Annotated in this window: 22 protein-coding genes; 6 read left to right on the top strand and 16 right to left on the bottom strand. The window is 30.7% G+C overall.

The genetic code is table 11. The annotated features are described in order from the left end of the window. Positions 1-85: 85 nt before the first annotated feature. Entirely contained in the window at positions 86-2569 is a 2484-nt protein-coding gene (locus tag Q0873_RS00555; protein WP_299103766.1) for a M14 family metallopeptidase, read from the top strand. Between the two features lie 59 nt (positions 2570-2628). Here the strand turns inward: Q0873_RS00555 and rimO are convergent, their stop codons facing one another. Then, positions 2629-3981, bottom strand: coding sequence for a 30S ribosomal protein S12 methylthiotransferase RimO (rimO, locus tag Q0873_RS00550; protein ID WP_299103765.1), 1353 nt, complete (start codon positions 3979-3981; stop codon positions 2629-2631). 79 nt (positions 3982-4060) lie between these two features. Between rimO and Q0873_RS00545 the strand changes: the two genes are divergently transcribed. Beyond that, on the top strand, positions 4061-5383 hold the full coding sequence (locus Q0873_RS00545) for a M48 family metallopeptidase (protein WP_299103764.1): 1323 nt from the start codon (positions 4061-4063) through the stop codon (positions 5381-5383). 33 nt (positions 5384-5416) lie between these two features. Here Q0873_RS00545 and Q0873_RS00540 read toward each other — a convergent pair whose 3' ends face one another. Then, positions 5417-6928: a DUF6770 family protein gene (locus Q0873_RS00540; RefSeq protein ID WP_299103763.1), complete on the bottom strand. Its 1512-nt coding sequence runs from the start codon at positions 6926-6928 to the stop codon at positions 5417-5419. Positions 6929-7124: 196 nt separating this feature from the next. Beyond that, positions 7125-8759 carry an amidase family protein gene (locus Q0873_RS00535; RefSeq protein ID WP_299103762.1) on the bottom strand — a complete coding sequence of 545 codons (1635 nt, stop codon included), beginning with the start codon at positions 8757-8759 and terminating at the stop codon, positions 7125-7127. A 192-nt stretch (positions 8760-8951) separates the two neighbouring features. On the opposite strand from Q0873_RS00535, the gene Q0873_RS00530 reads away from it, so the two are divergent. From Q0873_RS00530 to Q0873_RS00520, 3 genes are all read left to right on the top strand, one after another. Beyond that, positions 8952-10334, top strand: coding sequence for a PQQ-binding-like beta-propeller repeat protein (locus Q0873_RS00530; protein ID WP_299103760.1), 1383 nt, complete (start codon positions 8952-8954; stop codon positions 10332-10334). Between the two features lie 20 nt (positions 10335-10354). Beyond that, positions 10355-11572, top strand: a complete 1218-nt coding sequence (locus Q0873_RS00525; RefSeq protein ID WP_299103759.1) for a DUF5018 domain-containing protein — start codon at positions 10355-10357, stop codon at positions 11570-11572. 253 nt (positions 11573-11825) lie between these two features. Further along, on the top strand, positions 11826-13214 hold the full coding sequence (locus Q0873_RS00520; RefSeq protein ID WP_299103758.1) for a serine hydrolase domain-containing protein: 1389 nt from the start codon (positions 11826-11828) through the stop codon (positions 13212-13214). A gap of 64 nt (positions 13215-13278) precedes the next feature. Here the strand turns inward: Q0873_RS00520 and ftsY are convergent, their stop codons facing one another. From ftsY to Q0873_RS00485, 7 genes are all read right to left on the bottom strand, one after another. Then, positions 13279-14232: a signal recognition particle-docking protein FtsY gene (gene ftsY, locus Q0873_RS00515; RefSeq protein WP_299103757.1), complete on the bottom strand. Its 954-nt coding sequence runs from the start codon at positions 14230-14232 to the stop codon at positions 13279-13281. Positions 14233-14455: 223 nt separating this feature from the next. Further along, positions 14456-14608: a DUF4295 domain-containing protein gene (locus Q0873_RS00510; RefSeq protein WP_086030136.1), complete on the bottom strand. Its 153-nt coding sequence runs from the start codon at positions 14606-14608 to the stop codon at positions 14456-14458. A 27-nt stretch (positions 14609-14635) separates the two neighbouring features. Further along, complete coding sequence (gene rpmG, locus Q0873_RS00505; protein ID WP_013070733.1) at positions 14636-14818, bottom strand: 50S ribosomal protein L33; 183 nt, start codon at positions 14816-14818, stop codon at positions 14636-14638. Positions 14819-14845: 27 nt separating this feature from the next. Next, a complete protein-coding gene (gene rpmB, locus Q0873_RS00500) occupies positions 14846-15085 on the bottom strand; it encodes a 50S ribosomal protein L28 (protein ID WP_105004371.1) in 240 nt (79 codons plus the stop codon). Between the two features lie 164 nt (positions 15086-15249). Continuing rightward, complete coding sequence (locus tag Q0873_RS00495) at positions 15250-16494, bottom strand: competence/damage-inducible protein A (RefSeq protein ID WP_299103755.1); 1245 nt, start codon at positions 16492-16494, stop codon at positions 15250-15252. Between the two features lie 43 nt (positions 16495-16537). Beyond that, a complete protein-coding gene (locus Q0873_RS00490) occupies positions 16538-17146 on the bottom strand; it encodes a fumarylacetoacetate hydrolase family protein (protein WP_299103754.1) in 609 nt (202 codons plus the stop codon). A 95-nt stretch (positions 17147-17241) separates the two neighbouring features. After that, entirely contained in the window at positions 17242-18081 is an 840-nt protein-coding gene (locus Q0873_RS00485; protein WP_299103753.1) for a 1,4-dihydroxy-2-naphthoyl-CoA synthase, read from the bottom strand. Positions 18082-18173: 92 nt separating this feature from the next. Between Q0873_RS00485 and Q0873_RS00480 the strand changes: the two genes are divergently transcribed. Then, positions 18174-19427 (top strand): hypothetical protein, encoded by a 1254-nt coding sequence (locus Q0873_RS00480; RefSeq protein WP_299103752.1) that lies wholly within the window; start codon positions 18174-18176, stop codon positions 19425-19427. Positions 19428-19483: 56 nt separating this feature from the next. Here the strand turns inward: Q0873_RS00480 and Q0873_RS00475 are convergent, their stop codons facing one another. The 6 genes from Q0873_RS00475 to Q0873_RS00450 all read right to left on the bottom strand — a co-directional run bounded on the left by Q0873_RS00475 (position 19484) and on the right by Q0873_RS00450 (position 24577). Continuing rightward, positions 19484-20221, bottom strand: a complete 738-nt coding sequence (locus Q0873_RS00475) for a transporter (RefSeq protein ID WP_299103751.1) — start codon at positions 20219-20221, stop codon at positions 19484-19486. 17 nt (positions 20222-20238) lie between these two features. Next, positions 20239-20649: a DNA-binding protein gene (locus tag Q0873_RS00470; protein ID WP_299103750.1), complete on the bottom strand. Its 411-nt coding sequence runs from the start codon at positions 20647-20649 to the stop codon at positions 20239-20241. 1 nt (position 20650) lies between these two features. Continuing rightward, complete coding sequence (gene menD / locus Q0873_RS00465; RefSeq protein WP_299103749.1) at positions 20651-22297, bottom strand: 2-succinyl-5-enolpyruvyl-6-hydroxy-3-cyclohexene-1-carboxylic-acid synthase; 1647 nt, start codon at positions 22295-22297, stop codon at positions 20651-20653. A gap of 69 nt (positions 22298-22366) precedes the next feature. Then, positions 22367-23020 (bottom strand): fructose-6-phosphate aldolase, encoded by a 654-nt coding sequence (fsa, locus tag Q0873_RS00460; protein ID WP_299103748.1) that lies wholly within the window; start codon positions 23018-23020, stop codon positions 22367-22369. Positions 23021-23111: 91 nt separating this feature from the next. Continuing rightward, a complete protein-coding gene (locus Q0873_RS00455) occupies positions 23112-23780 on the bottom strand; it encodes a hypothetical protein (protein ID WP_299103746.1) in 669 nt (222 codons plus the stop codon). Next, entirely contained in the window at positions 23777-24577 is an 801-nt protein-coding gene (locus Q0873_RS00450) for an SDR family oxidoreductase (RefSeq protein ID WP_299103745.1), read from the bottom strand. The genes Q0873_RS00455 and Q0873_RS00450 overlap by 4 nt, the downstream gene beginning before the upstream one ends. Between the last annotated feature and the right edge of the window lie 39 nt (positions 24578-24616).

The raw sequence follows: 24616 nt of genomic DNA, 5'->3' as shown, positions 1-24616 counted from the left end.
TTGTTAAAAAAAAGTTTAATCCCTAATTTCAAGTCAAAAAGAATGTTTTATTTTTTACATTTACAGAGCTATCAAATTAATTACAATGAAGTACAAACTATTACTCCTATTTTTAGCGGTTAATCTTACTGTTTTTGGTCAGAAAATTCAATCTCCAAAAGAGTTTTTGGGCTATCAGCTAGGAGAACGCTTTACAAGACATCATAAAGTAGTTGACTATTTTAACTACGTTAGTAAAAACCTAAACAACGTAATTCTAGAAAAATACGGTGAATCGAATGAACATCGTCCTTTGTATGTTACCTATATCTCTTCTCAAAAGAATATAGGTAACCTAGAACAAATTAGAAAAAACAATTTATCTCAAACCAAAAGTGCAAACCGAGCTAAAAACAATGACATCGCCATTGTATGGTTGAGTTATAATGTTCACGGAAATGAAGCTTCAAGTACAGAAGCAGCAATGCAAACTTTATATGAATTGGTTACCGAGAAAAAAGCCTATTTAGAGAATACACTTGTTATTTTGGATCCATGTATCAATCCAGATGGTAGAGATCGTTATGTAAATTGGTATAATGAAGTAAGCAGTACTCCATACAATTCTAATCAAGAAGCAAAAGAACATAGAGATCCATGGCCTTCAGGTAGACCTAATCATTATCTCTTTGACTTAAATAGAGACTGGGCATGGGCTACACAAATTGAAACGCAACAACGTTTAAAAGTATACAACAAATGGTTACCACATATCCATGTAGATTTTCATGAGCAATACATTAACAACCCATATTATTTTGCTCCAGCAGCAGAACCATTTCATGAAATTATTTCAGATTGGCAGCGTGATTTCCAAGTACAAATAGGAAAAAATCATGCAAAACATTTCGACCGAAACAATTGGTTATATTTCACAAAGGAAAGTTTTGATTTATTATATCCAAGTTACGGTGATACCTACCCTACTTTTATGGGAGCTATTGGAATGACCTATGAACAAGCTGGACACGGAATGGCTGGTTTAGGGATAGATACAGATCATGGTTATAAACTTACCTTAGTAGATCGTATAAAACATCATAATACAACTGGATTGTCTACAGTTGAAATAGCGTCAAAAAATGCAACTAAGCTTAATAGTGAGTTTCAAAAGTTTTTCAACACTAAAAATCTTGCCTATAAAAGTTATGTTTTAAAGAATGATAATTCTGATAAAATCAATCGTCTAACAGATTTATTAGACAGGCATGATATTAGCTATGAATATGCAAATTCTGCGAAAGTTACTGGATATAACTATGCTACTTCTAAAAATGGTAGTTTACAAGTAAACTCAAATGATTTAGTAGTTCATACAGATCAACCAAAAGGAAAAATGGTCAAAGCTCTTTTTGAACCCAATGCTAAATTAGCTGATTCGTTAACTTATGACATAACTGCATGGGCCTTACCATATGCACATGGATTGCAAGCAATGGCTTCTAAGAAGAAAATTAGCTCTGCACAAAAGATTAAAACTGAAGCCAAAAGTAGTACTGCTGCTCCAGCTTCATACGCTTATATATCAAAGTGGAATAGTTTAGAAGATGCTGCTTTCTTAGCAGAACTTCTTCATAAAAATATTCAAGTACGTTTTTCTGAAAAACCATTTACCATTGGAGGTAAATCTTATGAAAGAGGAAGTTTAATTGTTTTAAGACATGACAATAAAACTGTAAAAGATTTCGACACTAAACTAATTGCCATTGCTAACAATAACAAACGTGAAATAAATCCTGTGAATACTGGTTTTGTGAGTTCGGGTGTAGACTTTGGTTCTTATAGTGTAAAACCAATAAACAAACAGAAAGTTGCAGTTTTATCAGGAAAAGGTACTTCTTCATTAAGCTTTGGAGAAATTTGGCACTTTTTTGAACAACAATTAAAATATCCAGTTACTATTTTAGATACAGAGCGATTAGGACAAATTAATTTAAACAACTATGATGTATTAATTATTCCGAATGGGTACTATGGAAGCATTTTAAGTAAAGATGCTTTAACCAAATTAAAGAAATGGGTACGTACTGGAGGTACTACTATTGCCATAGGAAATGCTTTACGCAGCTTTGCTGACAAAAAAGAGTTTGCTTTAAAAACTAAAAAAGGAGATACTACTAAGGTAAAGAAAGCAAACCTAACTCCGTATGCAAAATTAGAAAGAGAAAGTACCAATAATTTAATTACGGGAGCTATCTTTAAGAGTAAAGTTGACGCTACACACCCATTAGCTTTTGGTTATAAAGACAACTATTTTTCTTTAAAGCTAGGAAACACGAGTTATGAATATCTTAAAGCAGGCGGAAATGTTGCTTACTTTACTGAAGAAGCAAAAAATGTATCTGGTTTTGCCGGTAGGAAAGCTTTAAAAAAGATTCCTGAATCATTATTATTCGGAGAAGAACAAATAGGGCGTGGTAGTATTATTTATATGGTAGACAACCCTCTTTTCCGTTCTTTTTGGGAAAACGGAAAGTTGTTCTTTGTAAATGCTGTTTTCTTTAGAAACTCATCCGTAATAAAAAAGTAAAACACAATACATATAACAAATAAAAAATCCTGCTAAGTGCAGGATTTTTATTTAGTTTTCTATTTATTCCTTTGATTCATGGGAACAGGTCTTTCTTGTTTTACTAGCGGAGTTCCGTATAGATCGAAATCACCAGCATCGTAAATTTCAATATCGATAAACTCTCCCAGTTTAATATAATGTTCACGAGCATCTACAATAACATCATTATCTACATCTGGCGAATCGAATTCTGTACGCCCGTAGTAATACTCTCCATCTTTTCTATCAAATAAGCAACGGAAGGTCTTTCCAACCTTTGCTTGATTTAATTCCCAAGATATTTGCGATTGAACTTCCATAATTTCGTTTACTCTTCTAAACTTTACATCAGCCGGTACATCATCCTCTAAAGCAAAGGCTCCTGTATTTTCTTCATGAGAGTACTCAAAGGCTCCTAAACGTTCAAAACGCATTTCTTCAACCCAATCTTTCATTTCTTGAAACTGTTCTTCTGTTTCACCAGGATACCCAACTATCAACGTTGTTCTGATAGCCATGTTAGGAACATATTCTCTAAACTTATGAATCAATGCTGTAGTCTTTTCATGTGTCGTACCACGCTTCATTGATTTTAAAATTTCTGTATTGATATGCTGTAAAGGAATGTCTAAGTAGTTGCACACTTTAGGTTCTTCTTTCATTACATCTAATACATCCATTGGAAATCCAGAAGGGAATGCATAATGCAAACGAATCCATTCGATACCCTCTACTTTTACCAACTCTTTTAACAAATCTGCTAATGCTCTCTTCTTGTATAAATCTAGACCGTAATAGGTTAAATCTTGAGCAATTAACATGATTTCTTTAATTCCCTTTTCCGCTAACTTCTTAGCTTCCGTAACTAAATCTTCTATTGGAGTTGATTTATGTTTCCCTCTCATTAAAGGTATCGCGCAAAAAGAACATGGTCTATCACAACCTTCTGCTATTTTTAAATAAGCATAATGCTGCGGTGTTGTTGTTAAACGCTCACCTATTAATTCATGTTTATAATCTGCTTCTAATACTTTTAATAAGTTCGGCAAATCGTGTGTTCCAAAGTATTGATCTACATTGGTTATTTCTCTTTCTAAATCTGGCTTATAACGCTCACTTAAACAACCAGAAACAAAAACTTTATCTACTTCTCCTCGCTCCTTCTTTTGAGCATAATGTAAGATCGTATCTACACTTTCTTCTTTTGCTTTACCAATAAATCCGCAAGTGTTTATAACGACAATATTGCCATCGTCATTTTCATCTTCATGAACAACATTCTTTCCGTTCGCTTTTAGTTGCCCCATTAACACTTCACTATCGTAAACGTTTTTAGAACATCCTAAAGTAACTACATTAATCTTGTTTTGTTTTGTTGTTTTTGTACGCATCTAACTGACTTTAAGGAGTGCAAAAATACTCCTATTTCCATGAAATAAAATACTATATTCGTCGAAAATTATATGTTTTATGAAAAAAAAGATCTATTTGCTATTACTATTCACTACTTTTTCAATGTTTTCTCAACAATACATAGCTTTAGACACTGCTGATTATGCTCAAAGAAAACTCCTAGTCGAGAAAATTGATTATAATTTTAAAAATTTTGAAAAACAACTTCGTAAGAAGTATAAAGGTAAAATTAGAAAAGAGATTCAAAAATCATATTTAGGTTTACATGATGACTTTAAAAAAATAGTAAAAAAGAAAGAGTTAATTTTTGAGTCAAAATTTAGTCAATATATTGATTCTTTAACCCATATAATTTCCAAAAACAACTCTCATTTAATAACAAATGACATTAAAGTTTTTGTAACAAAACATAACAGTCCAAACGCTTTAAGCTTAGGAAACGGATACATCCTTATTAATATGGGTTTGTTTAAATACTTGAAGAATGAAGGACAAATTGTTTCTGTAATGTCTCATGAAATTGCTCATCAACTATTAAGACACTCTGAGAAAAATATAATATCAAGAGCTACATCGGAAACATCAAAAAGTAAACAGATAAAAATCAAAAAGCTGAAGAAGAACAAATACAACAAACAATCTACTGCATTTAAAGAACTAAAAAAAATTCTATACTCAAATAGTAAAACTAATAGACAACAAGAAAAAGAAGCCGATTCTTTAGGTTTTATTTTATACAACAATACAAACTATCAGCCAAAAGATTTTATCAATACATTAAAAATAATTTCTAAACTTGATTCTTTACCGAACATTGTTTTAGATAGCACAACCTATTATACTTTTTTTAATCTACCAAATCAGCCATTCAATAAAAATTGGTTAAAAATAGAGAACTTTAACGCATATAATTATGATCATTTTAAAAATAAAATAAATAAAGACTCTTTAAAATCACACCCAGAAATGCTACAAAGAATTTCTCATTTAGAAAAGATCTTCGAAAAAGAACTTAGTAGTCAAAAAGAATCTTTAGACAAAACTTCTTTTAACAGCTATAAGAAAATTGCAAATTACGAAGACGTAGCGAATCTTTTTTATGATCAAAAGTATGGTTTAAGCATTTATTTATCATTGTATAAACTTAGTATAAGTCCTAATAATAATTATTATAAAGAATGGCTAGGAACAAATTTTCATGCAATATACAATGCCAAAAAAAAATATAGGTTTAATAGGTATGTAGACAGGTTAATCCCTAAAGAACAAGATAAAAGTTACCAACAGTTTTTAAGTTTCTTATGGAATTTAAAACTTCAAGAAATAGAAAAAATTGCCAACCACTACAAACCTAAAGACATAAAAAAAGGCGAAGAATAATTCTTCGCCTTTTTTTATATCATATCTACTCGACTAATAGTTTAATTGTTCCAAACGTATTTGATCATAATCAGAATCTTTGTTAAACTCTCTCAATAGAATATATCCCTTCTTAGCTACATATGGTAGTATTACATGTTCTTCAGATGTCATTGGTATTTCTTCTTGATTTATTTCACCATTTATGATAGTAACAATACCTAAAGTCCATTCTCTAGCACTTTGTTTAACAGGAATAAATCCTCCCATTAAAACAATCTTTCCTTTGGCTTTGTTCTTTGTGTAATGTTTATAGAAGAAAGCTACTCCATTTCCATCTTTTATCTTTTGAGAAAATAAGTAATCTGAGCTATAAAATCTATCTTTCTCTTTTTTAAACACTTTAGTACTCACTAAGCTAAAGTTCTCATCTAAATTCAAAACGACAAAATCTGTCGTTTTATCTTTCTTTGACTTTTCTGTTAATATAGACACCGTATTGTTTTCAAAAACAAAATACTCTCTTGCAGCTAGTCTATAACCTCCTTTTAACTTTCCATTCTTTTTTATCTCTATGAAGTTAGCCAATTGTTCCCAAGTAACATATTTCTTTGACAATTCATTTCCTTGTTTGTCTAATTCTATTCTAAAAAATCCTAAGGATTTTTCAAAATCATATCCACTGCTTGACTTATATGGGCTAATCTTACCAATTATAACAATTCTATCTTTGGTTGTTTCAATAGTATAACTATGACTATACTTAGAGGATTTATTTTCTACTTCATAAACAAAAATTGGCTCTCCTGTTTGAGGATTTAGACTGTGTAATTTTTCTTTTTTTGTTTTCTTATTAAAAGTTCTAAAAACAATATCTTCTTTATTCAATAGCATAAAATTATATGATATTGCTTCGTTATTAGGATTAAATACATATTCCCACTTTTGTTTTTTATCAAGATCAAAAGCCTTTAAGCTTTTCATATCTTTTAAACTTCTATAACCTTTAACCCTTTCAAACATGAAAAAACCATCCTTATATACTAATGGAAAATCTAACGTTTTTTCTTCTTTAGCAACTCTTTTTATTTTCTTTACACTTCTACTCCCATCAATTATTTTATTATCTTTAAAATAAAATGGAGCTAGCATTTTATTTGTCTCAATATCAAAAAAACGATGAGACATAAAATTCTGTAAATATGGCTTCGAATTAAAAACTGTTGCTGCACTAGTTGATTTATATTTTTTAGAAAGTATTAATTTACTGCCTATCTTTTCTGGGTAATAAAAATCAGAATCATATCCTTTATACTTTACATCTATAAATTCGCCATTTGCTACGCTATTTAAGTTTTTATCTAATAAAACATACTCATATTTTTCTTCTGTTTCACTAACATCCTCTAACTTATAGATATTAAAGTATCCATAAATACTTCCATCTAATTCTGAAATAGGTGTAAACATTTTTAATTCACCAGAAGCTAAATCGTTTAAACTAGATATCTGAGCATTTGCTATTGCAACTATAAAAAGCATTAATACTAAAATTCTTTTTTTCATAACTATCTTTAAAGTTTAATTTATAAATTTTGACGCGCTAAAATACAGCGTTTATTTAATAAAATCATTAAACAACACTAAATATTAAAATTACTTACAACCTATAGTTCTTAGTTAAAATTAAGCACCATTTTATGTTAATTCAGTTTTATAAACTAAAAAAAACTCCTTATTCAGGAGTTTTTTTTAAGCTTAATTACTCATACCCCTTAGGTAATTTTCTAATTTTTGTAAGATTTTCTATAGATAACCCTAAAGATAATAAGGTGAATTCCGATTTTGGCTTCCCAATTAATGTAAGGTTCATAGGTTCTCCTGTTTCTTTATATCCCATTGGAATAGTTAAATTCGGATATTCTGCTACAGCTGAATAAGCAGAATGATAGTTATTAATAGAAAGGATGGCATCTAAATTATCGGTTTCAAAAGCTGTAAAATACGCTCTACTATTTGCCATTAGATTACTTTTTACCTTTTCTAATTCTTCCAAACTTGTTGTATCCTTTACAATTCCTTCAAATAATTGTTGTCCATATGGAGCTCTTACTAAACTCTCTTTTTTATTAAAATTAATAACATCTTCTACTGAAGCAACTGCCACTGATTTACCTTTTAAATAATGAGGTAAATCGTACTTCATATCTATATTTAATAAGGTTAAAAAACCATCTAAACTTGCTTCATCTGGAGATAACTCTATAATCTCAACTCCAGCTTCTTTCAGTTTATCAATCGTTTCTTTATATACAGGATCTTCTAATAATGATGTAAAAACACCAAATCTTTTACTCTTCAGTTCTGTTGAATGTAATTCTTCAGCTATATCATTAAATTCCTTTGATTTTTTATCGGTTGCATCCAATCCAAGCATTGCCTTAAATAGAATAAAATTATCGATCACACTTTTGGTCATTGGTCCTGGTGTATCTAATGTACTTGAAATAGGTACTATCCCTGATCTACTTAAAATTCCTATAGTTGGTTTTAGTCCTACAACGGAATTTTGACTTGACGGTGAGGTTATAGATCCCGCCGTCTCCGTTCCAATGGTTGCTACTGCATAATTGGCAGCCGTAGCTACTCCACTCCCAGCACTTGATCCTCCTGTTTCAAATACTTTTCTACCATATGGGTTTAACGTTTGGCCTCCAATAGCACTATATCCTAATGGACATCCAGTACAGAAATAATATGCCCATTCGCTTAGATTTACCTTTCCTAAGATTAAAGCACCATTTTCTTTTAGTTTTTCTACAATAAAAGCATTTCCTGTTGCATTGTCTTTTAACGCTAAGGCTCCTGCTGTTGTTGGTAAATTATCGGTATTAATATTATCCTTTAATAAGATTGGCATTCCGAAAATCGATTCAACTGAAATATTTTTTTCTTTTATAACCTTGTCTTTTTGTCTAGCTTCTTCTACTACATTTGGATTTAAATTAATAATAGCATTTAAATACTTAGTAGAGTCGCTCTCAAACTTTCTAATTCTGTATAAATAAAATAATGTTAGATTTTCATAACTCAATTTACCTTCTTTAATCGCTTTTTGAATTGACGGTATTGATTTTTCAAGAATTAAAGGTTTTAAACTTAAGTAATCTTCTTCTGAAAATTTTGATAACTCATTTTGAAAAGGTTTAAAAACTTCATTCATATCTAATACTTTAGATTGAATTAGTTTAAACTTCATTCGAGGATTCTCATGAGCTTGTTGATCTTTTACTTCTGTTGCTTCATTATATATAGTAAAGTCTTGTGCAACCTCTTCTTTTTTTGCTTTACATCCAATAAGTAAGATGACTAGCAATACGTAACATATTTTATGCATAGTAGTAGTGTATAATTTATCTGATTCTCAAAGATATAAATTAACAATTAAAAGGCTTATTTCTTTTACATCTATCGTTTCAAATTATCCTGACTTAAAACCTATCATAATAATTAACATTTCTTCTACTAAAATCTATAAAATTTAATTTGAAAACACAATTACTCTAACTAAATTTGTCGCAAAAAAGTTATGATTAGAAAAACTATTGCTATTTTATTTATAGCACTTATAGTCTCTTGTTCAAGTGATGAGAATGATGTCCAAAATGTAAACTCAACTCCTGGGGAATTGGTAATAGAAAGTATCAATTTTAACGGACAAAAAGCAACAGTAGATTGGAATGATGTTATTGATACAGATAAAGACTTGATATACTATAAATTGTATATTGACTCTAAATTTATTACAGAAACTACTAACTCCGAACATACAATATCATTAAAATACAATCAGGTATATAAGGGTAAAATTTTTGCGACAGACAAAAAAGGAGGTACTTCGGAATTAGAGTTTACATTTAATAGTCCTAAAAGTAAAATAATTTTATTTACCGATCATTCTGGTAATATAAATGCCTATGATTTAATAACAAATAAAACTTTATGGACTTCAAAAACTTCCTTTATAGAAGCCAGTACTAGTTTCGAAAATATAGTTTTTACAGGTTTAAATGGAATTAATGCTATCGATTTACTTTCTGGGGAAAAACTATGGAATGTGTCTCCAAGTATTCAGTATAATGATGAATATAGAAGTATTATTACTGATAAAAATAACATCTATGCTTTTGATAATGATTCTAATTTACACTGTATTGATCTAGGCAATAAAACTAGTAAATGGGAAGTCAAATTCTTAAATCATCATTCAACAATTGCTATTGATGATTCTAAGGTATATGTATCTAATTCATATTTACATGCTTTTAACAAAAACACAGGGAATAAAGTGTGGGAATACGAATTAAGTAGCAGTGGTACTTCAGCTGCTCCTTCTATAAGAACAAATCCATTAGTCGCCGAGGATAATATTTATTTTGGTAGTGATATAGGCCTCTTTTATTCTTTAAACAAAGAAAATGGTAATTTAAATTGGACATTTAACGCCGGTTTGTTTAATAGTTTTTACGCCTCACCTACTATTTATAAAAACACCATTATTACTGCTTCTGACAAATGTTTATATGCTTTAAACAAAGAAAATGGTAATGTAGAATGGAAGCACTATAAAAGTAATGGTGTTATAGAGTCATCTCCATTTGTTTATAACGATAATATTTATATGGGGTTCTCTAATATTGATGGTAGTGGTGAATTGATATGCTTTAACGCCAATAGTGGTAGTGTTAGATGGAAATATAACCTAGTAAAGCAAACTACATCTTCTCCTATTGCATATGAAGGCATAGTCTATATTGGAGATTGGAATAATACTTTTTATGCAATTGACACAAATACTGGAACTCTAAAATGGGAGTTTAAAACCAAAGAAAATGCAACCAAATCACCAACTATAGTTATAGGAAATAGTGAACTTGTTGTTTACCCTAGTTCACATGGATTAAAAAATTAAATTACCTAAATAAATTAATAATGACAAAGAAAATTTTATCAATCGTATTTGCGATATTAACGCTTATTTCTTGCTCAAAAGATGAAGCAAATGACCCTATTATTTTAAGCTCTGAAAACTCTATCAATTCATTTAAACTTACAATTAATGGAGAAGTTCTAAGCGGCGATATAGATCAATTAAACAAAACAATTAAATTTAATGTTGTTGGTGCTGATTTATCTTCTTTAAAACCAACAATAGATTTTTCATCTAAAGCCAAAATTATACCTTCTGAAAATGAGTATCAAAATTTCACTAATGAAGTAACATATACCGTTTATGCTGAAAATGGAGATACAAACATATATAAAGTTTTAATTAACAATAGACCATTAAACACTGAAAGTAAAATACTTTCATTTTCCGTTACTATAGATAACCAAACGATTGAAGCTGAGATTGATGAAGATTCCAAAACTATCAATTTTGATGCTGGAGGTCTAGATATTAGTTCGCTTACTCCTACTATTTCAATTTCATCACATGCCAATATTTCTCCAAATAGTTCAGATGCTCAAAATTTTGAAATTCCAGTAAACTATACTGTAACGGCGGAAAACGGCAGTACTTCTCAATATAAGGTCATAGCTAATATGCCTGAAATTAGTAACCATAAGAGCTTCCATCTATATTATATCAGAGCTAGTATGATTATTTCTGGAAATTTTTTAGATCCTACTAAGCCTGGAGCAGAAATATTTTTAGACGACGGAACTAATAAATACAAGTTACCTATCATAAAGCATGAGAGTTATTCTACTCAAGAAAGAATTACTATATTCAACATCTTCACTAAGATTCCTGAAAATGTACTAACTAGCAGTAATTACAAAATAATATACAAAACTAATTCCTTAGAAATTAAATCTAGTCAGTTTATAGATGTTGTTGCTGAAAATGCTCCAAAATTTATATCATTGAATAAAACTGCATATTCAAAGAACGATGTACTAATAGTAAATGGTGAAAACATTCCAGATACAATAGTCATACCTTCTAACGGTTCTCAATTCATTATAAGAAATTCTCATAATTTTGATTATACGGTAAATAGTGATAAAACTGAAGCAAGTCTAACCCTTGATTATCATTATTTATTCCCTTCTTATTTTGGGAATCCTCCCTCTGAAAAAACAATAAGTTTTTGGGGACCTGAACAGAGGATAGGTGAATCTTTTACTACTATTTTTAATTAAAACAATAAAGCATAAAAAAAGCTCCTTTTTAGGAGTTTTTTTTATGCTTTGTTTTATTCCTTAAATTATAAAACGAGTATATAAACTCATATTTATTAAATATACAGGTAAGTCATCAATTCGTTCTTAATTTCGCACCTAAAACTATGCTTTTCGCCACTAATCCCATATAGCATCAATATTCTAGAGGTTGTTCATATACATTTACTCCAAAAAGTATTTTCTAAAAACAACTTTTAAACTATAAGATTCTATGAGAACTTTTTTATCACTACTGTTCCTTTTTACTGTTTTGTTTTCTTCTGCACAAAACAATTCAGAACTATCAAAAGAAACTCTAGATGAAATTACCAATTTTATCAAACAAAAAAGGGAGTATTACAATTCTCCAAGTGTAGCTGTTGCGATAACCGATGAACATAAAACAGTTTATTTAAAACATTTTGGAGATGCAAAAAAAGGAGATAGGTACTTGATTGGTTCTATTTCAAAATCGTTTACCGCATTACTTATTCTTAGGTTACAGGAAGAAGGAAAGTTACACCTACAAGATCCTGTATCTAAATATTTACCATGGTTTAGATATAAAAACAAACAAATTTCTGATAAGATTACTATTGAGGATTTATTACGTCACACTTCTGGTATTAGCACTGAGATGGGAAGAACATTCAAAACTGACACTAGTTTTAGTTATGAAGCGTACTACGCTAACACTTTAAGGGAGTTAGCAATAAACAATGTACCCGCACAACCATTTAGGTATTCAAACGTGAATTATAGATTACTAGGTTTAATTATCGAGAAAGTAACACATAAAACATATGAAGAATGTTTAGAGTCTTATGTTACATCTCCCTTAGAATTACATGAAACATCCGCTAATACAGATATTGATTTAATTAATAGTTATCAGTATTTCCTGTATTATCCTATTCTAAAATTCAACGCTGATCTTCATCCTCAAGAAGCTTCTTCTGGTTTAATTTCCAGTTCTGCAGGCGATATGGCTAGATATTTACGTCATATTATGAATAGTTATCATCATCACCCAAACTCAAAATTAAATTCAAATACAGTAACTCAATTAGTTTCTAAAAAAAATAATAACAAATCGTTCTATGGATTGGGATGGTTTATAAACAATGACTCTTCAATTTTTTACCATGGAGGAACGAATAAAAGTTTTGAATCACATATGTACATTTTACCTTCTTTAAAGAAAGCCATTGTGGTACTTATTAATTCAAATCAAGCTCCTGATGTAGAAATTATAAATGGTATCTATGGAATCCTTCTAGGTAAAGGTTACTACAACAATTCATCTTTCGCTTATTATAGACATTTACCGTTCCTAGTATTTCTACTGTTCATTCTATTCTTATTTCAAATCTGGAAATGGAAAAAATCGAGTTACCCTAAAAAAATATCTCGAAAAATAGTCCCAAACATATTAGTATCAATTGGGTTGTTATTAGCTTTGGGTATTCTAATTTATATTCCAAAATTAAATGGTGTTTCTTTACAAACTTCTATTGAGTTTGACCCAGCAAGTGGATATAGTATTATTTTTACTTCATTGCTGTTAGCATTCAGCTCAATATTGATATATTTCAACTCAAGTTTTAAATCAAAAAGTTAATATATGCTATAAAAAAAGCTCCTTAATAAGGAGCTTTTTTGTTTTATTTAGATAATTAATTTTACTATTTGAAAAAAGAGTCTACAAATTCGTGTTTATTAAACACTTGTAAATCGTCAATTCCTTCTCCAACTCCGATGTACTTTACCGGAATCTGGAATTGATCTGAAATTCCAATCACCACTCCTCCTTTTGCCGTTCCGTCTAATTTGGTAACTGCTAACGAAGTTACTTCAGTTGCTTTGGTAAATTGTTTTGCTTGCTCAAAGGCATTTTGTCCAGTAGAACCATCTAATACTAATAAAACATCGTGTGGTGAATCTGGCACTACTTTTTGCATTACCCTTTTAATCTTAGATAATTCGTTCATTAAGTTTACCTTATTGTGTAAACGTCCTGCTGTATCAATTATAATTACATCAGCATCTTGATTCATTCCAGATTGTACTGTATCAAAAGCAACCGATGCTGGATCAGACCCCATTTCTTGACGTACAATTGGAACATCTGTTCTATCTGCCCAAACTTGTAATTGATCAATTGCAGCCGCTCTAAAGGTATCTGCAGCACCTAAAACGACCTTTAAGCCTTTCTTTTTAAATTGAGATGCCAATTTACCAATAGTGGTTGTTTTTCCAACTCCATTTACTCCTACCACCATTAACACATAGGGTTTGGTATCTTTTGGAATGGTAAACTCGGTTTCGTCTCCCGTATTGGTTTCAGAAAGTAATCCTGCGATTTCTTCTCTAAGAATTTGATTTAATTCATCAGTTCCTAAATATTTATCGCGAGCAACACGTTCTTCTATTCTATCAATAATCTTTAATGTAGTATCTACACCTACATCTGAAGATACTAATACTTCTTCTAAATTATCTAATACATCATCATCAACTTTAGCTTTACCAGCTACCGCTTTAGATAATTTAGAGAAAAAACTAGTTTTAGTCTTTTCTAAACCTTTATCTAAGGTTTCTTTTTTTTCTTTTGAAAAGATTTTTTTAAAAAAACTCATTCTTAACTTTTATAATCGTTTGGTATACGTTAAAAATTGTACCATTTTTTAAATACAGTCAAATTGTCATTTAACATTTGTATTTGCGTTAGGGATTGCAACTAGCTACCATGTAGCGTGTAAAGCTCGACCCGAAGGGTAACGCTCAAAAATACAGTTTTTTAAAACATAAAAAAAGCTACTCTCATTAGAAAGTAGCTTTTCTTTAAACTGTATACAAGAATTACTTTTTAGCTAAAAAGTCGTTTACTTGTGTTGGATCCATAATAGCTTCAACAAATGTATAAGCTCCTGATTTTGGAGATTTTACCATTTTGATAGCTTTGGTTAATCTTTTCGAACCTGTTTGTAACGTTGCTACTGATTTCTTTGCCATTTTATATAAAATTTACGCCGTAGCTAATTATTTAATTTCTTTATGAACTGTCATCTTCTTTAAGATTGGATTAAATTTCTTTAATTCCATTCTATCAGGAGTATTCTTTTTGTTCTTTGTTGTGATATAACGAGAAGTTCCTGGTTGACCAGAAGCTTTGTGCTCAGTACACTCTAATATAACTTGAACTCTGTTTCCTTTTTTTGCCATCTCTCTAAATTTTTATCTAGTAAGGAATTATTTTGTTAAGAAACCTTTTTCTCTAGCTTCTTTGATAACAGCAGAGATTCCTTTTTTATTAATATTTTTTAATGCAGAAGCTGATACTTTTAATGTAATCCACTTATCTTCTTCTGGAATATAAAAACGCTTGGTCATTAAGTTAGCGTTAAATTTTCTTTTAGTTCTGTTTAAAGCGTGCGATACGTTGTTACCTACCATCGCTTTTTTTCCTGTTAATTCACAAACTCTAGACATCTTCTTGACAGTTTTATAGTGTTATTTCTAAACGAGGTGCAAATTTACGCAAATTAATTAATTGCGCAAAAATATTCTCGATTAAATTTTCATTTATTTTAATCTATTCAAACTAGGCTCAGCATCTAGCCTATTTGGAAGCATAACGGGCGCAAAAATACTAATTATTTTAATAATATAGCCTGTAAAAGCTCTAAAGATTTAGTAACTGTTCTATTTATTACTTTTTCTCTTGGCTGACCGAAGTTAAACTCATGAACCTCAACACCTTTCGTTGTTGCTATTGCAATATATACCAAACCTACACTCTTATCATTATTATCTGTGGTTGGTCCTGCATTTCCTGTAACTGCAATTGTATAATCAGTTTGTAATGAATTTAGACAACCTAAAGCCATTTCTTTGGCTACTTCTGCACTAACAACAGTGTGTTTTTCTATCGTTTGATTTGAGACATTTAATAACTGTTCTTTTAATTTGGCTGTATAGGTAACCAAACTACCTGTAAAGTATGCAGACGAACCTGGAACGGAAACCAAGGTAGAAGCTATTTTACCTCCTGTTAAACTTTCGGCAGTTGCCAATGTTTTTCCTTGTCCCTTTAAAATCTCTCCTACTTTTTGCTCTAGTGAAGTTTCTTCTTCTAAACCGACAATAATTTCGGGTATTAGATCATTTAACTCTTTGAGTTGCTTCGACAGTTCTTCTTCTAAGTATTCTTTATTTGTTCCTTTTGCTGTTAAACGTAAACGAACTCTACCAAAAGAGGGTAAATATGCCAATTTTATATCGTTAGGAAGATTTTCTTCCCAAGCTTCAATACGTTCAGCAATAACACTTTCACCTTTTCCTACTGTCATTACTGTTTTATGAATGATAAAAGGCAATTTGTATTGCTCTTGAAGTTTAGGCAACACACTATAGGTCATCAAACCTTTCATTTCATAGGGTACACCAGGTAATGAAACAAAAACAGTTTTGTTCTCATAAAACCACATTCCAGGAGCCGTTCCCAAATGATTCATTAACAAGGTAGCCTTTGAAGGTAATTGCGCCTGATACCTTTGCACCTCATTAAAAGGGTGGTTTACTTTTTTAAATAAGTACTTAATGTTATCTATTACTTCAGGATACTCTACAACATCATTGTCCTGAAAGTATGCTGCAATTGTTTTTTTGGTGATATCGTCTTTAGTTGGACCTAACCCACCCGTTACAATAACAATATCTGCCCTACTCTCTGCCTCTTTTAAAGCATTTAGTATATGTTTTTTTTCATCTTGAATAGATGAAATTTGATGAACTGAGACTCCTATTTTATTCAATTCTGTAGCAATCCATTTTGAATTGGTATCTACAATTTGTCCGATAAGAATTTCATCTCCTATGGTAATTATTTCTGCGTTCATGAACTTCTTCTAAAAAGAAATCCCGCCTTAGCGGGATTAATTATTATTTTACTTTAATCTGAAAAGCTTGTTTACCTTCGATAGTTCCAGTTAAGATGTCATTCTCTTCCACTTTTCCTACTCCTGCAGGTGTTCCTGTAAAAATCAAATCTCCTTTCTTAAGTGTGAAATATTGAGAAACATAACTAATCAGCTCATCAATCTTCCACAACATACTAGAAGTGTTTCCATCTTGTACTATCTCATCATTCTTTTGTAATTGGAATGATAGATTATTCAAATCAAATTCTTCCTTTGGAAAAAATTGTCCAACAATAGCACTACCGTCAAAAGCTTTAGCTTTTTCCCATGGCAAACCTTTTTCCTTACATTGTGCTTGCACATCTCTAGCCGTAAAATCGATTCCTAAACCAATTGTATCATAATATTTATGAGCAAACTTTGGAGAAATGTGTTTTCCAACCTTATTTATCTTCACCAATACTTCTACTTCATAATGTACATCATTTGAAAAAGGTGGAATAAAAAATGGCATTTTCTTAGGAAGAATAGCTGAATCTGGCTTTAAAAAAACAACAGGGTTCTCTGGCCTTTCATTGGCTAACTCTTCTATATGTTTCGCATAATTGCGACCAATACAAATTATCTTCATTCTATAAAAACAAGATGTCATTGCGAACAAAGTGAAGCAATCTTTAAGATGAGATTACGTCGTCATTCTTCCTCGTAATGACAGGTTAATTTAATTTATGGAATCCAAGTCTTTGGAAAGTTTGGCTTACGTTTTTCTAAGAATGCATCACGTCCTTCTTTTGCTTCATCTGTCATATAAGCTAAACGAGTTACTTCTCCTGCAAATACTTGTTGTCCTACCATACCATCGTCTGTTAAGTTCATTGCAAACTTTAACATTTTAATAGATGTTGGTGATTTTGCAAGTATTTCTTGTGCCCAATCAAAAGCCGTTTGTTCTAACTCGTCATGAGGTATTACTGCGTTTACCATTCCCATTTCATATGCTTCTTGCGCTGAATAATTTCTTCCTAAAAAGAAAATCTCACGTGCTTTCTTCTGTCCTACCATTTTTGCTAAATATGCCGATCCATATCCTGCATCAAATGATGTAACATCTGCATCCGTTTGTTTAAAAATAGCATGCTCTTTACTTGCTAAAGTTAAATCACAAGTAACATGTAAACTATGTCCGCCTCCTACTGCCCAACCTGGCACAACACAAATTACCGCTTTTGGCATAAAGCGAATTAAACGCTGTACTTCTAAAATATTTAATCGGTGGTATCCATCTTCTCCTACATATCCTTGATGCCCACGTGCATTTTGATCTCCACCAGAACAAAAACTCCAAACTCCATCTTTAGTAGAAGGTCCTTCAGCAGATAATAATACTACTCCGATATTTGTATCTTCATGAGCATCATGAAAAGCATCTAATAACTCTGAGGTAGTTTTAGGTCTAAATGCATTACGAACATTAGGTCTGTTAAAAGCAATTCGTGCTACATTATGACTCTTTTTATAAGTTATATCTTCGTAAACTTTTGCGGTTTTCCACTCTGGTTTTATCATAATTCCAAAATATTATCGTTATATTATTGAGCAAAAATAACATAATAACTTTATTTTTCTTTTTTATATTTGAAACAAACAAAACATCCCCGATGAAACACTTATTTTTTTTAATCGCATTTAGTTTTTCTGCTCTTGTATTTTCACAAGAGATTATTGTAAAAGAGTATAATTCTGTAGAACTAAAAGCGAAACGTAATTTAAAAATCTATCTTCCTAAAGGTTATGATACTGACGCTGAACTAAGTTATCCTGTAGCTATTATTTTAGGAGATGATTATTTATTTGATTTATATGTTGGAAACGCCAAATTGTTTGCAGATGTAGACAAGGCTCCTAGACAGATCGTAATTGGAATTGATATGGAGAAAACTTATCATAGAGATGTTTCTATCGTTCCTAAAAATGATGACTTAACTGCTACAGCTAAATTATTCCACCGTTTTATTAAAAAAGAAGTTATTCCTTTTGCAGAGGGTTCTTATAGAACTTCTCCTTTTTTAACTATTGCAGGTGAAGGAAAGTCTATTAACCTTATTAATTACTTTTTAAAAGAGCAAAACCCTGTTTTTAATTCATATATCTGTGCTTCTCCATATTATTCTGAATTGGCAGGAGTAACTTTAGAATCGTACTCTCTTTCTAGACTTGGAAGTATAGACAACACGTTTTTTATATATAATAGTAATAATAAGAACTATGTTAAAAAAGAACAATATGATCGTTTTAAACAAATAGATACCTATTTATCTTCTTTTGATGCAAAAAACTTAAACATTAAGTTTGATGAATTTCCGAATGCTCCTAGTTTACTATCTATGATTAGTGAAACCATTCCAAGAGCTTTTACCAATATGTTTTCTATTTATGCAAAGATTACTAAAGAGGAATATGAGACTAAAATTAAAGATTTAGAGCCTTTAGAAGCTATTAAATATGTTGAAAAGAAATATTTAGACATCGAATATTTATACGGAAACAACTTAAATGTTCGTTTAGATGATATCTTTACCATTGAAGGTATTGTAACTGACAAACAAGACGGAGATTACTTGCGTGTTTTAGGTGATTTTGTAATGATTAAATACCCAGACATGCATCTTGGTGATTACTATGTTGGTAAGTATTATGAAATGGGTAAAGACTATGAAAGGTCTGATTTTTATTACAAGGCTGCCTTTGGAAAAATGGACCCATCAGATCCTAATGCTAATGCTTTTTATGAAAACATCAAACGTGTAAACGATTTGTTAACCAAACAAAAGGCTGAACAAAAAACACAAGAAGAAGAGATTATTGAGGAAGAAGAGAAGCAAGAAGAAGAACAAGAAAAAGATGATCAATAAAATCTTATAAAATATAGCAATAAAAAAGCCCTAAATTACTTTAGGGCTTTTTTAATTTACAATGGCAACCTATAGGAAAAACCAACGCTTACCATTAACTTATTATCAGTATTTATTCCATGACTCACTAGAGTGTCTAATAAGAAATTATTATTCAATAGATAAGAGAACCCAGCATTTAGATTCATTTTAATCTTAGGGTTCGAAAATTTATCAATAGTACCATAAGTCTCAACGAATGTCGTCCACTTGTTAGTTAATGCATATGAAAAATTAAGTGCATACACTCCTTCGTAAAACAACTGACTTATATTGTTTACCATACTTGACTTGAAATCCATGTTAGCCCCAAAGTTAAATGTCGTCGATAATCTTTCACTAAAAGGAAAATTCATAATAAATAGTGCATTTACAAAAGATTCATCATTAGCATCTTTAGGAATACCTACTCCAATTTGAAATGCTGTTGATGGTAGCATATTATCTCCTTCAAAAAAATGAAACTTGGCTCCTGCATAATAACTTGATACTCCCTCACTACCTGAAGTAAAGTTGTATAATAATCCTGAATTTAATTCAATACTTTCTGTTATTCCAAATCTAAAAAAAGAGTTAGAAAAAAATTGATTTCCTTCATTATAAAAATCTAAACCAGATTCTATTTGAAACACATTTTTTCCAACCGTAAACACACTAAAAGAATTTCCAGGTCTACCTGAATCGATATTCTCTTGAAACTGTGCATTACTTGTAAAAGCAACAATTAATAAAAGTGTAGTAAAAATCTTTTTCATAGTCTTTATTTTAAATTCTATTTTAATTCTATTCCATCTTCGTTCAAAGATATTTTTCTTTCTTTATATAATTTCCCTATAGCTCTCTTAAAAGCTTTTTTACTCATTTGTAAATGAAACTTAATAGATTCTGGTGAACTTTTATCTGTTAATAACAAATACCCCTTCTCTTTTAACTTTGACAAAACCTTCTCAACATCTTCATCTATAACATTCTTAAACCCTTGTGGACGCAAAGCTACATCTATCTTACCATCTTCTCTAAGCTTCTTTACATAACCTACTGTTCTCATTCCTTCTTCAACATCGTTGAAAACCTCGTTATTATATAATAAACCTTCTACCTCTTCATTAATTAATACAGAGTATCCTAATGTAGATTGAACTCCTATTACTAAATCAACCTTATCACCTTCCTTTAATTCCATCTTATAAGTTTTTAAAGTAGTTCTTTAAAACTACATCATTAATTTCTTTTGGAGTAAATACCTCCATTATCTTTGGATGCTCAGATTCTGTATAGAAACTGTTCAACTCTTTTTCTAATGTTATACTATCTTTTACAGCTAGATACTCAAAGTTATACATTTTCGCCAAATGCGATGCTGTAAGATTATGTGGAGTCTCAAAATATTCTGTAGCATTTGTTGTTAAAGGACCAGGAATAAATCTAAAAATTCCTCCTCCAGCATTGTTCAGAATTATTATTCTGAAGTTCTTTGGAATATTACTATTCCATAACGCATTACTATCATAGAAGAAACTTAAATCCCCTGTGATAAATATCGTTTGCTCATCATCGGCAAAAGCTGCTCCTACTGCTGTACTTGTACTACCATCAATACCACTCGTTCCTCGGTTACAGAATATTCTTAATGTTGGATTTACATCAAACAATTGTGAATAGCGAATTGTAGAACTATTACTTATCTGTACTTGACTCGCATCTGGAATAGTCTTTAAAACAGCTTCAAAAACTTTTAAATCTGAATATTCACAGTCTGACAAATACGCTTGATGTTTCACAGCCCTTTGTTCTTTCTTTAATAACCACTTAGATTGATAATTACTATCTACTTTTTCAGTAAATTCCAAGAACTTGTTTAAAACCTCAACAGGGTCTTCTTGTATAAATTCATTTAAAGTAAAGTAAGTATCAAAGGCCCTAAGTTCATCTATATGCCAATGCTGCTTGGGCTGATACTTCCTTAAAAACTGTTTTATTTTTTTTGAAATAACCAACCCTCCCAATGTTACTAAAACATCAGGTTGTAGTTCTTCGTATTCTTGATCTGAAAGCGGGAATATGAGCTTATCTATTGAATTGATAAACTTTGAATGGTACAAATTAGAAGTGGTTTCTGTAAAAATTAAAACAGATTCATCTTCTGCATATACTTCTAAGGCTTTTTGCAATTCAATATCAGGATAGTTACTTCCTACTAAAATCATTTTTTTAGCAGACCTATTCCAAATTGAAGCTAATGTTTCAAACTTTGTAACTTGTTTTGGCTCATTTGAAATAACATCAGAAAAATCAAAATCGCTTAATTCTGCTACCGTTTCATATAAAGGTTCATCAAAAGGAACATTGATATGTATAGGTCCCATTTGAGTTTTTGAAATTTGTAACGCTTCTGTTATCAAGGATTTGTTCTCCTCTGTTTTCCCTTCTACCAAATTGGCAGAAAACAAAATATGATTTTCAAACACATTCTCTTGACGAATCGTTTGTCCATCTCCAACATCTATTAAATGTTTTGGCCTATCTGCCGAAATAACGATCAATGGAATTTGACTATAAAAAGCCTCCGCAATAGCAGGATAATAATTCAATAAAGCAGAACCAGAAGAACACACAATGGCAACTGGTTTTCTCTTTTGTTGTGCAATACCCATGGCAAAAAAAGCCGCACATCGTTCATCAACTACACTAAGTGTTTCTATAGCTGAATGGTTTGAAAAGCCTATCGTTAAAGGAGCATTTCTCGAACCTGGAGAAATAACTACCGTATCAATAGAAAATTGATGACATGCTGAGATTACTAGTTGTGCTAATTCTTTTTTTGGGTACATATGTTTAAGCTAAAAAATGTCATCTCGGAAAACGAAATGACATTTAGTATATAAAATCAACAATGTTGATTAGTTTCCTTTTTTATAATCTGCTAAGAATTTCTCTAAACCGATATCTGTTAATGGATGCTTTAATAATCCAGAAATTGCACTTAAAGGTCCAGTCATTACATCAGCACCAAGCTTAGCACAATCAATAATATGCATTGTATGACGAACAGAAGCTGCTAAGATTTCTGTATCGAACATATAGTTATCATAAATCGTACGGATTTCTTCAATTAAGTTTAATCCATCTGTAGAAATATCATCTAGACGACCAATAAATGGAGATACATATGTTGCTCCTGCCTTTGCAGCTAATAAAGCTTGTCCTGCAGAAAATACTAATGTAACGTTTGTTTTAATTCCTTTATCAGAAAAATACTTACAAGCTTTTACTCCATCAGCAATCATTGGTAATTTTACCACAATTTGTGGGTGTAAAGCTGCTAATGCTTCACCTTCTTTTACCATTCCTTCAAAATCAGTAGAAATTACCTCTGCAGAAACATCACCATCAACAATCTCACAAATAGCTTTGTAATGATTCTTAATATTTTCTTCTCCAGTAATCCCTTCTTTAGCCATTAATGATGGGTTTGTAGTAACTCCATCTAAAATACCTAAAGCTTGCGCTTCTCTAATCTGATCTAAGTTTGCAGTATCAATAAAAAATTTCATGTATATATTGTATTAAATAGTTGTGTTCGATTAATAGAATAATTTAAGGAACAAAGATACTTAGCTTAATATAAATATCACGTGTAAACACCTAATTTTTAGCTTTCACCTTTTTTAAAGTCAATAGATAGGGTTTTTCATTACCTCCAACCAATACTAAACCATTATTATCTACTTCTTTAATCAAAGTTATCTTATTTCTTTTTCCATATTGATAACTCGAAATAACAAAAGTATCATCCAATTTTTCAATAAAAAACCTTTCATTAAAAAAGTTAAAATCCTCCTCTTTAACTTTTAACAAATAGTTCTCTAAACTCTTTTCAAAAGAAATAGTACCTATTTCTGTTTTATATAAAGTATTTTCTATTTCTTCTTTGGATAATGAAGTTTTTGTAGGTTGTATTCTAAAGTAAATTATTGGAAGTTTAAATTGTGTTCCTTTTCCATTACTCATTGGGTGAACAACTTCTAGAACATTATCATTAATAAACCTGTAAGGCAAGCTTACAACACCCTCTTCATCATCAATATCTATAGTTTCTCTAGTAACTTTAAACTTTCTTTCTTTTTCTACTAGTTTATCAAAATCAAAATCAAATGCTTTTGCAACTCCATTTTTAAATTCCATGATATATATTTCAGGAACTGAATTTGTGTTAATACTCTCCTCAAAGCTCATTAACCATTTTCCTTCAATATTTTGTGCAGAAAGAACTAGTGAGAATAGTATTAATATAATTGTTGCTTTTATTCTCATAGCTTGTAGTGATTCATCAAAAGCTTTTCATAAACTTTATCTGGCAATACTCTTTTTAAAACAATTGAGAATTTTTCCATAAAAGCTCCTATTTTATAATGAATCTTAGGGTTTTTAGTTTCTATAATCTTTTCAATTGCCTTTGCCATTAATATTGGATCTTTTCCAGAATCTACATGCTCATCCATTAATGCCAAGTTTTCAGCATATTTTTCTTTGTATGCCGATTCTTCAAAAACAGGAGTATGATATCTTCCGGCTGCAATATTAGTAGCAAAATCACCAGGTGCAGCATTTACAACTTTAACTCCAAATTGTTTAACTTCCATACTTAATGCTTCCGTTACCAATTCTAATGCTCCTTTACTGGCTGAATAAATACCTCTAAAAGGTAGGCCCATATATCCTGCAATTGAAGTTGTATTAATGATTAATCCGCTTCCCTGATTTCTCATAGTTGGTAAAACCGCCTTCATTACCTCAATAGCTCCAAAAAAATTGGTTTCAAAATTCGCTCGCATTTCATCGGTAGGTGTATCTTCAATTGGTCCGGTAATTCCCTTTCCTGCATTATTTATTAGTACGTCAATTCTACCTTCTTTAGACACAACTTCTTCTATGGCTTTTTGAATAGTATCTACATTCGTTACATCCAAAGCAACCGTAGAAAACGGAACACTTAAATTTTGAGGATTTCTACTTGTTCCATAAACTTTATACTTTTTTTCATGAAGATAAGTAGCTATGGCCTTTCCTATTCCTGATGAAGCTCCAGTAATTAATACAATTTTTTGCATTGAGTAAATTTTCAGCAAATATCTAAAATAAAAGAACAG

This window comes from uncultured Tenacibaculum sp., from assembly GCF_947498805.1.
Lineage (GTDB): Bacteria > Bacteroidota > Bacteroidia > Flavobacteriales > Flavobacteriaceae > Polaribacter.
The sequence above is the reverse complement of the archived record's forward strand: the minus strand, read 5'-3'. Positions and strand labels throughout refer to the sequence as shown.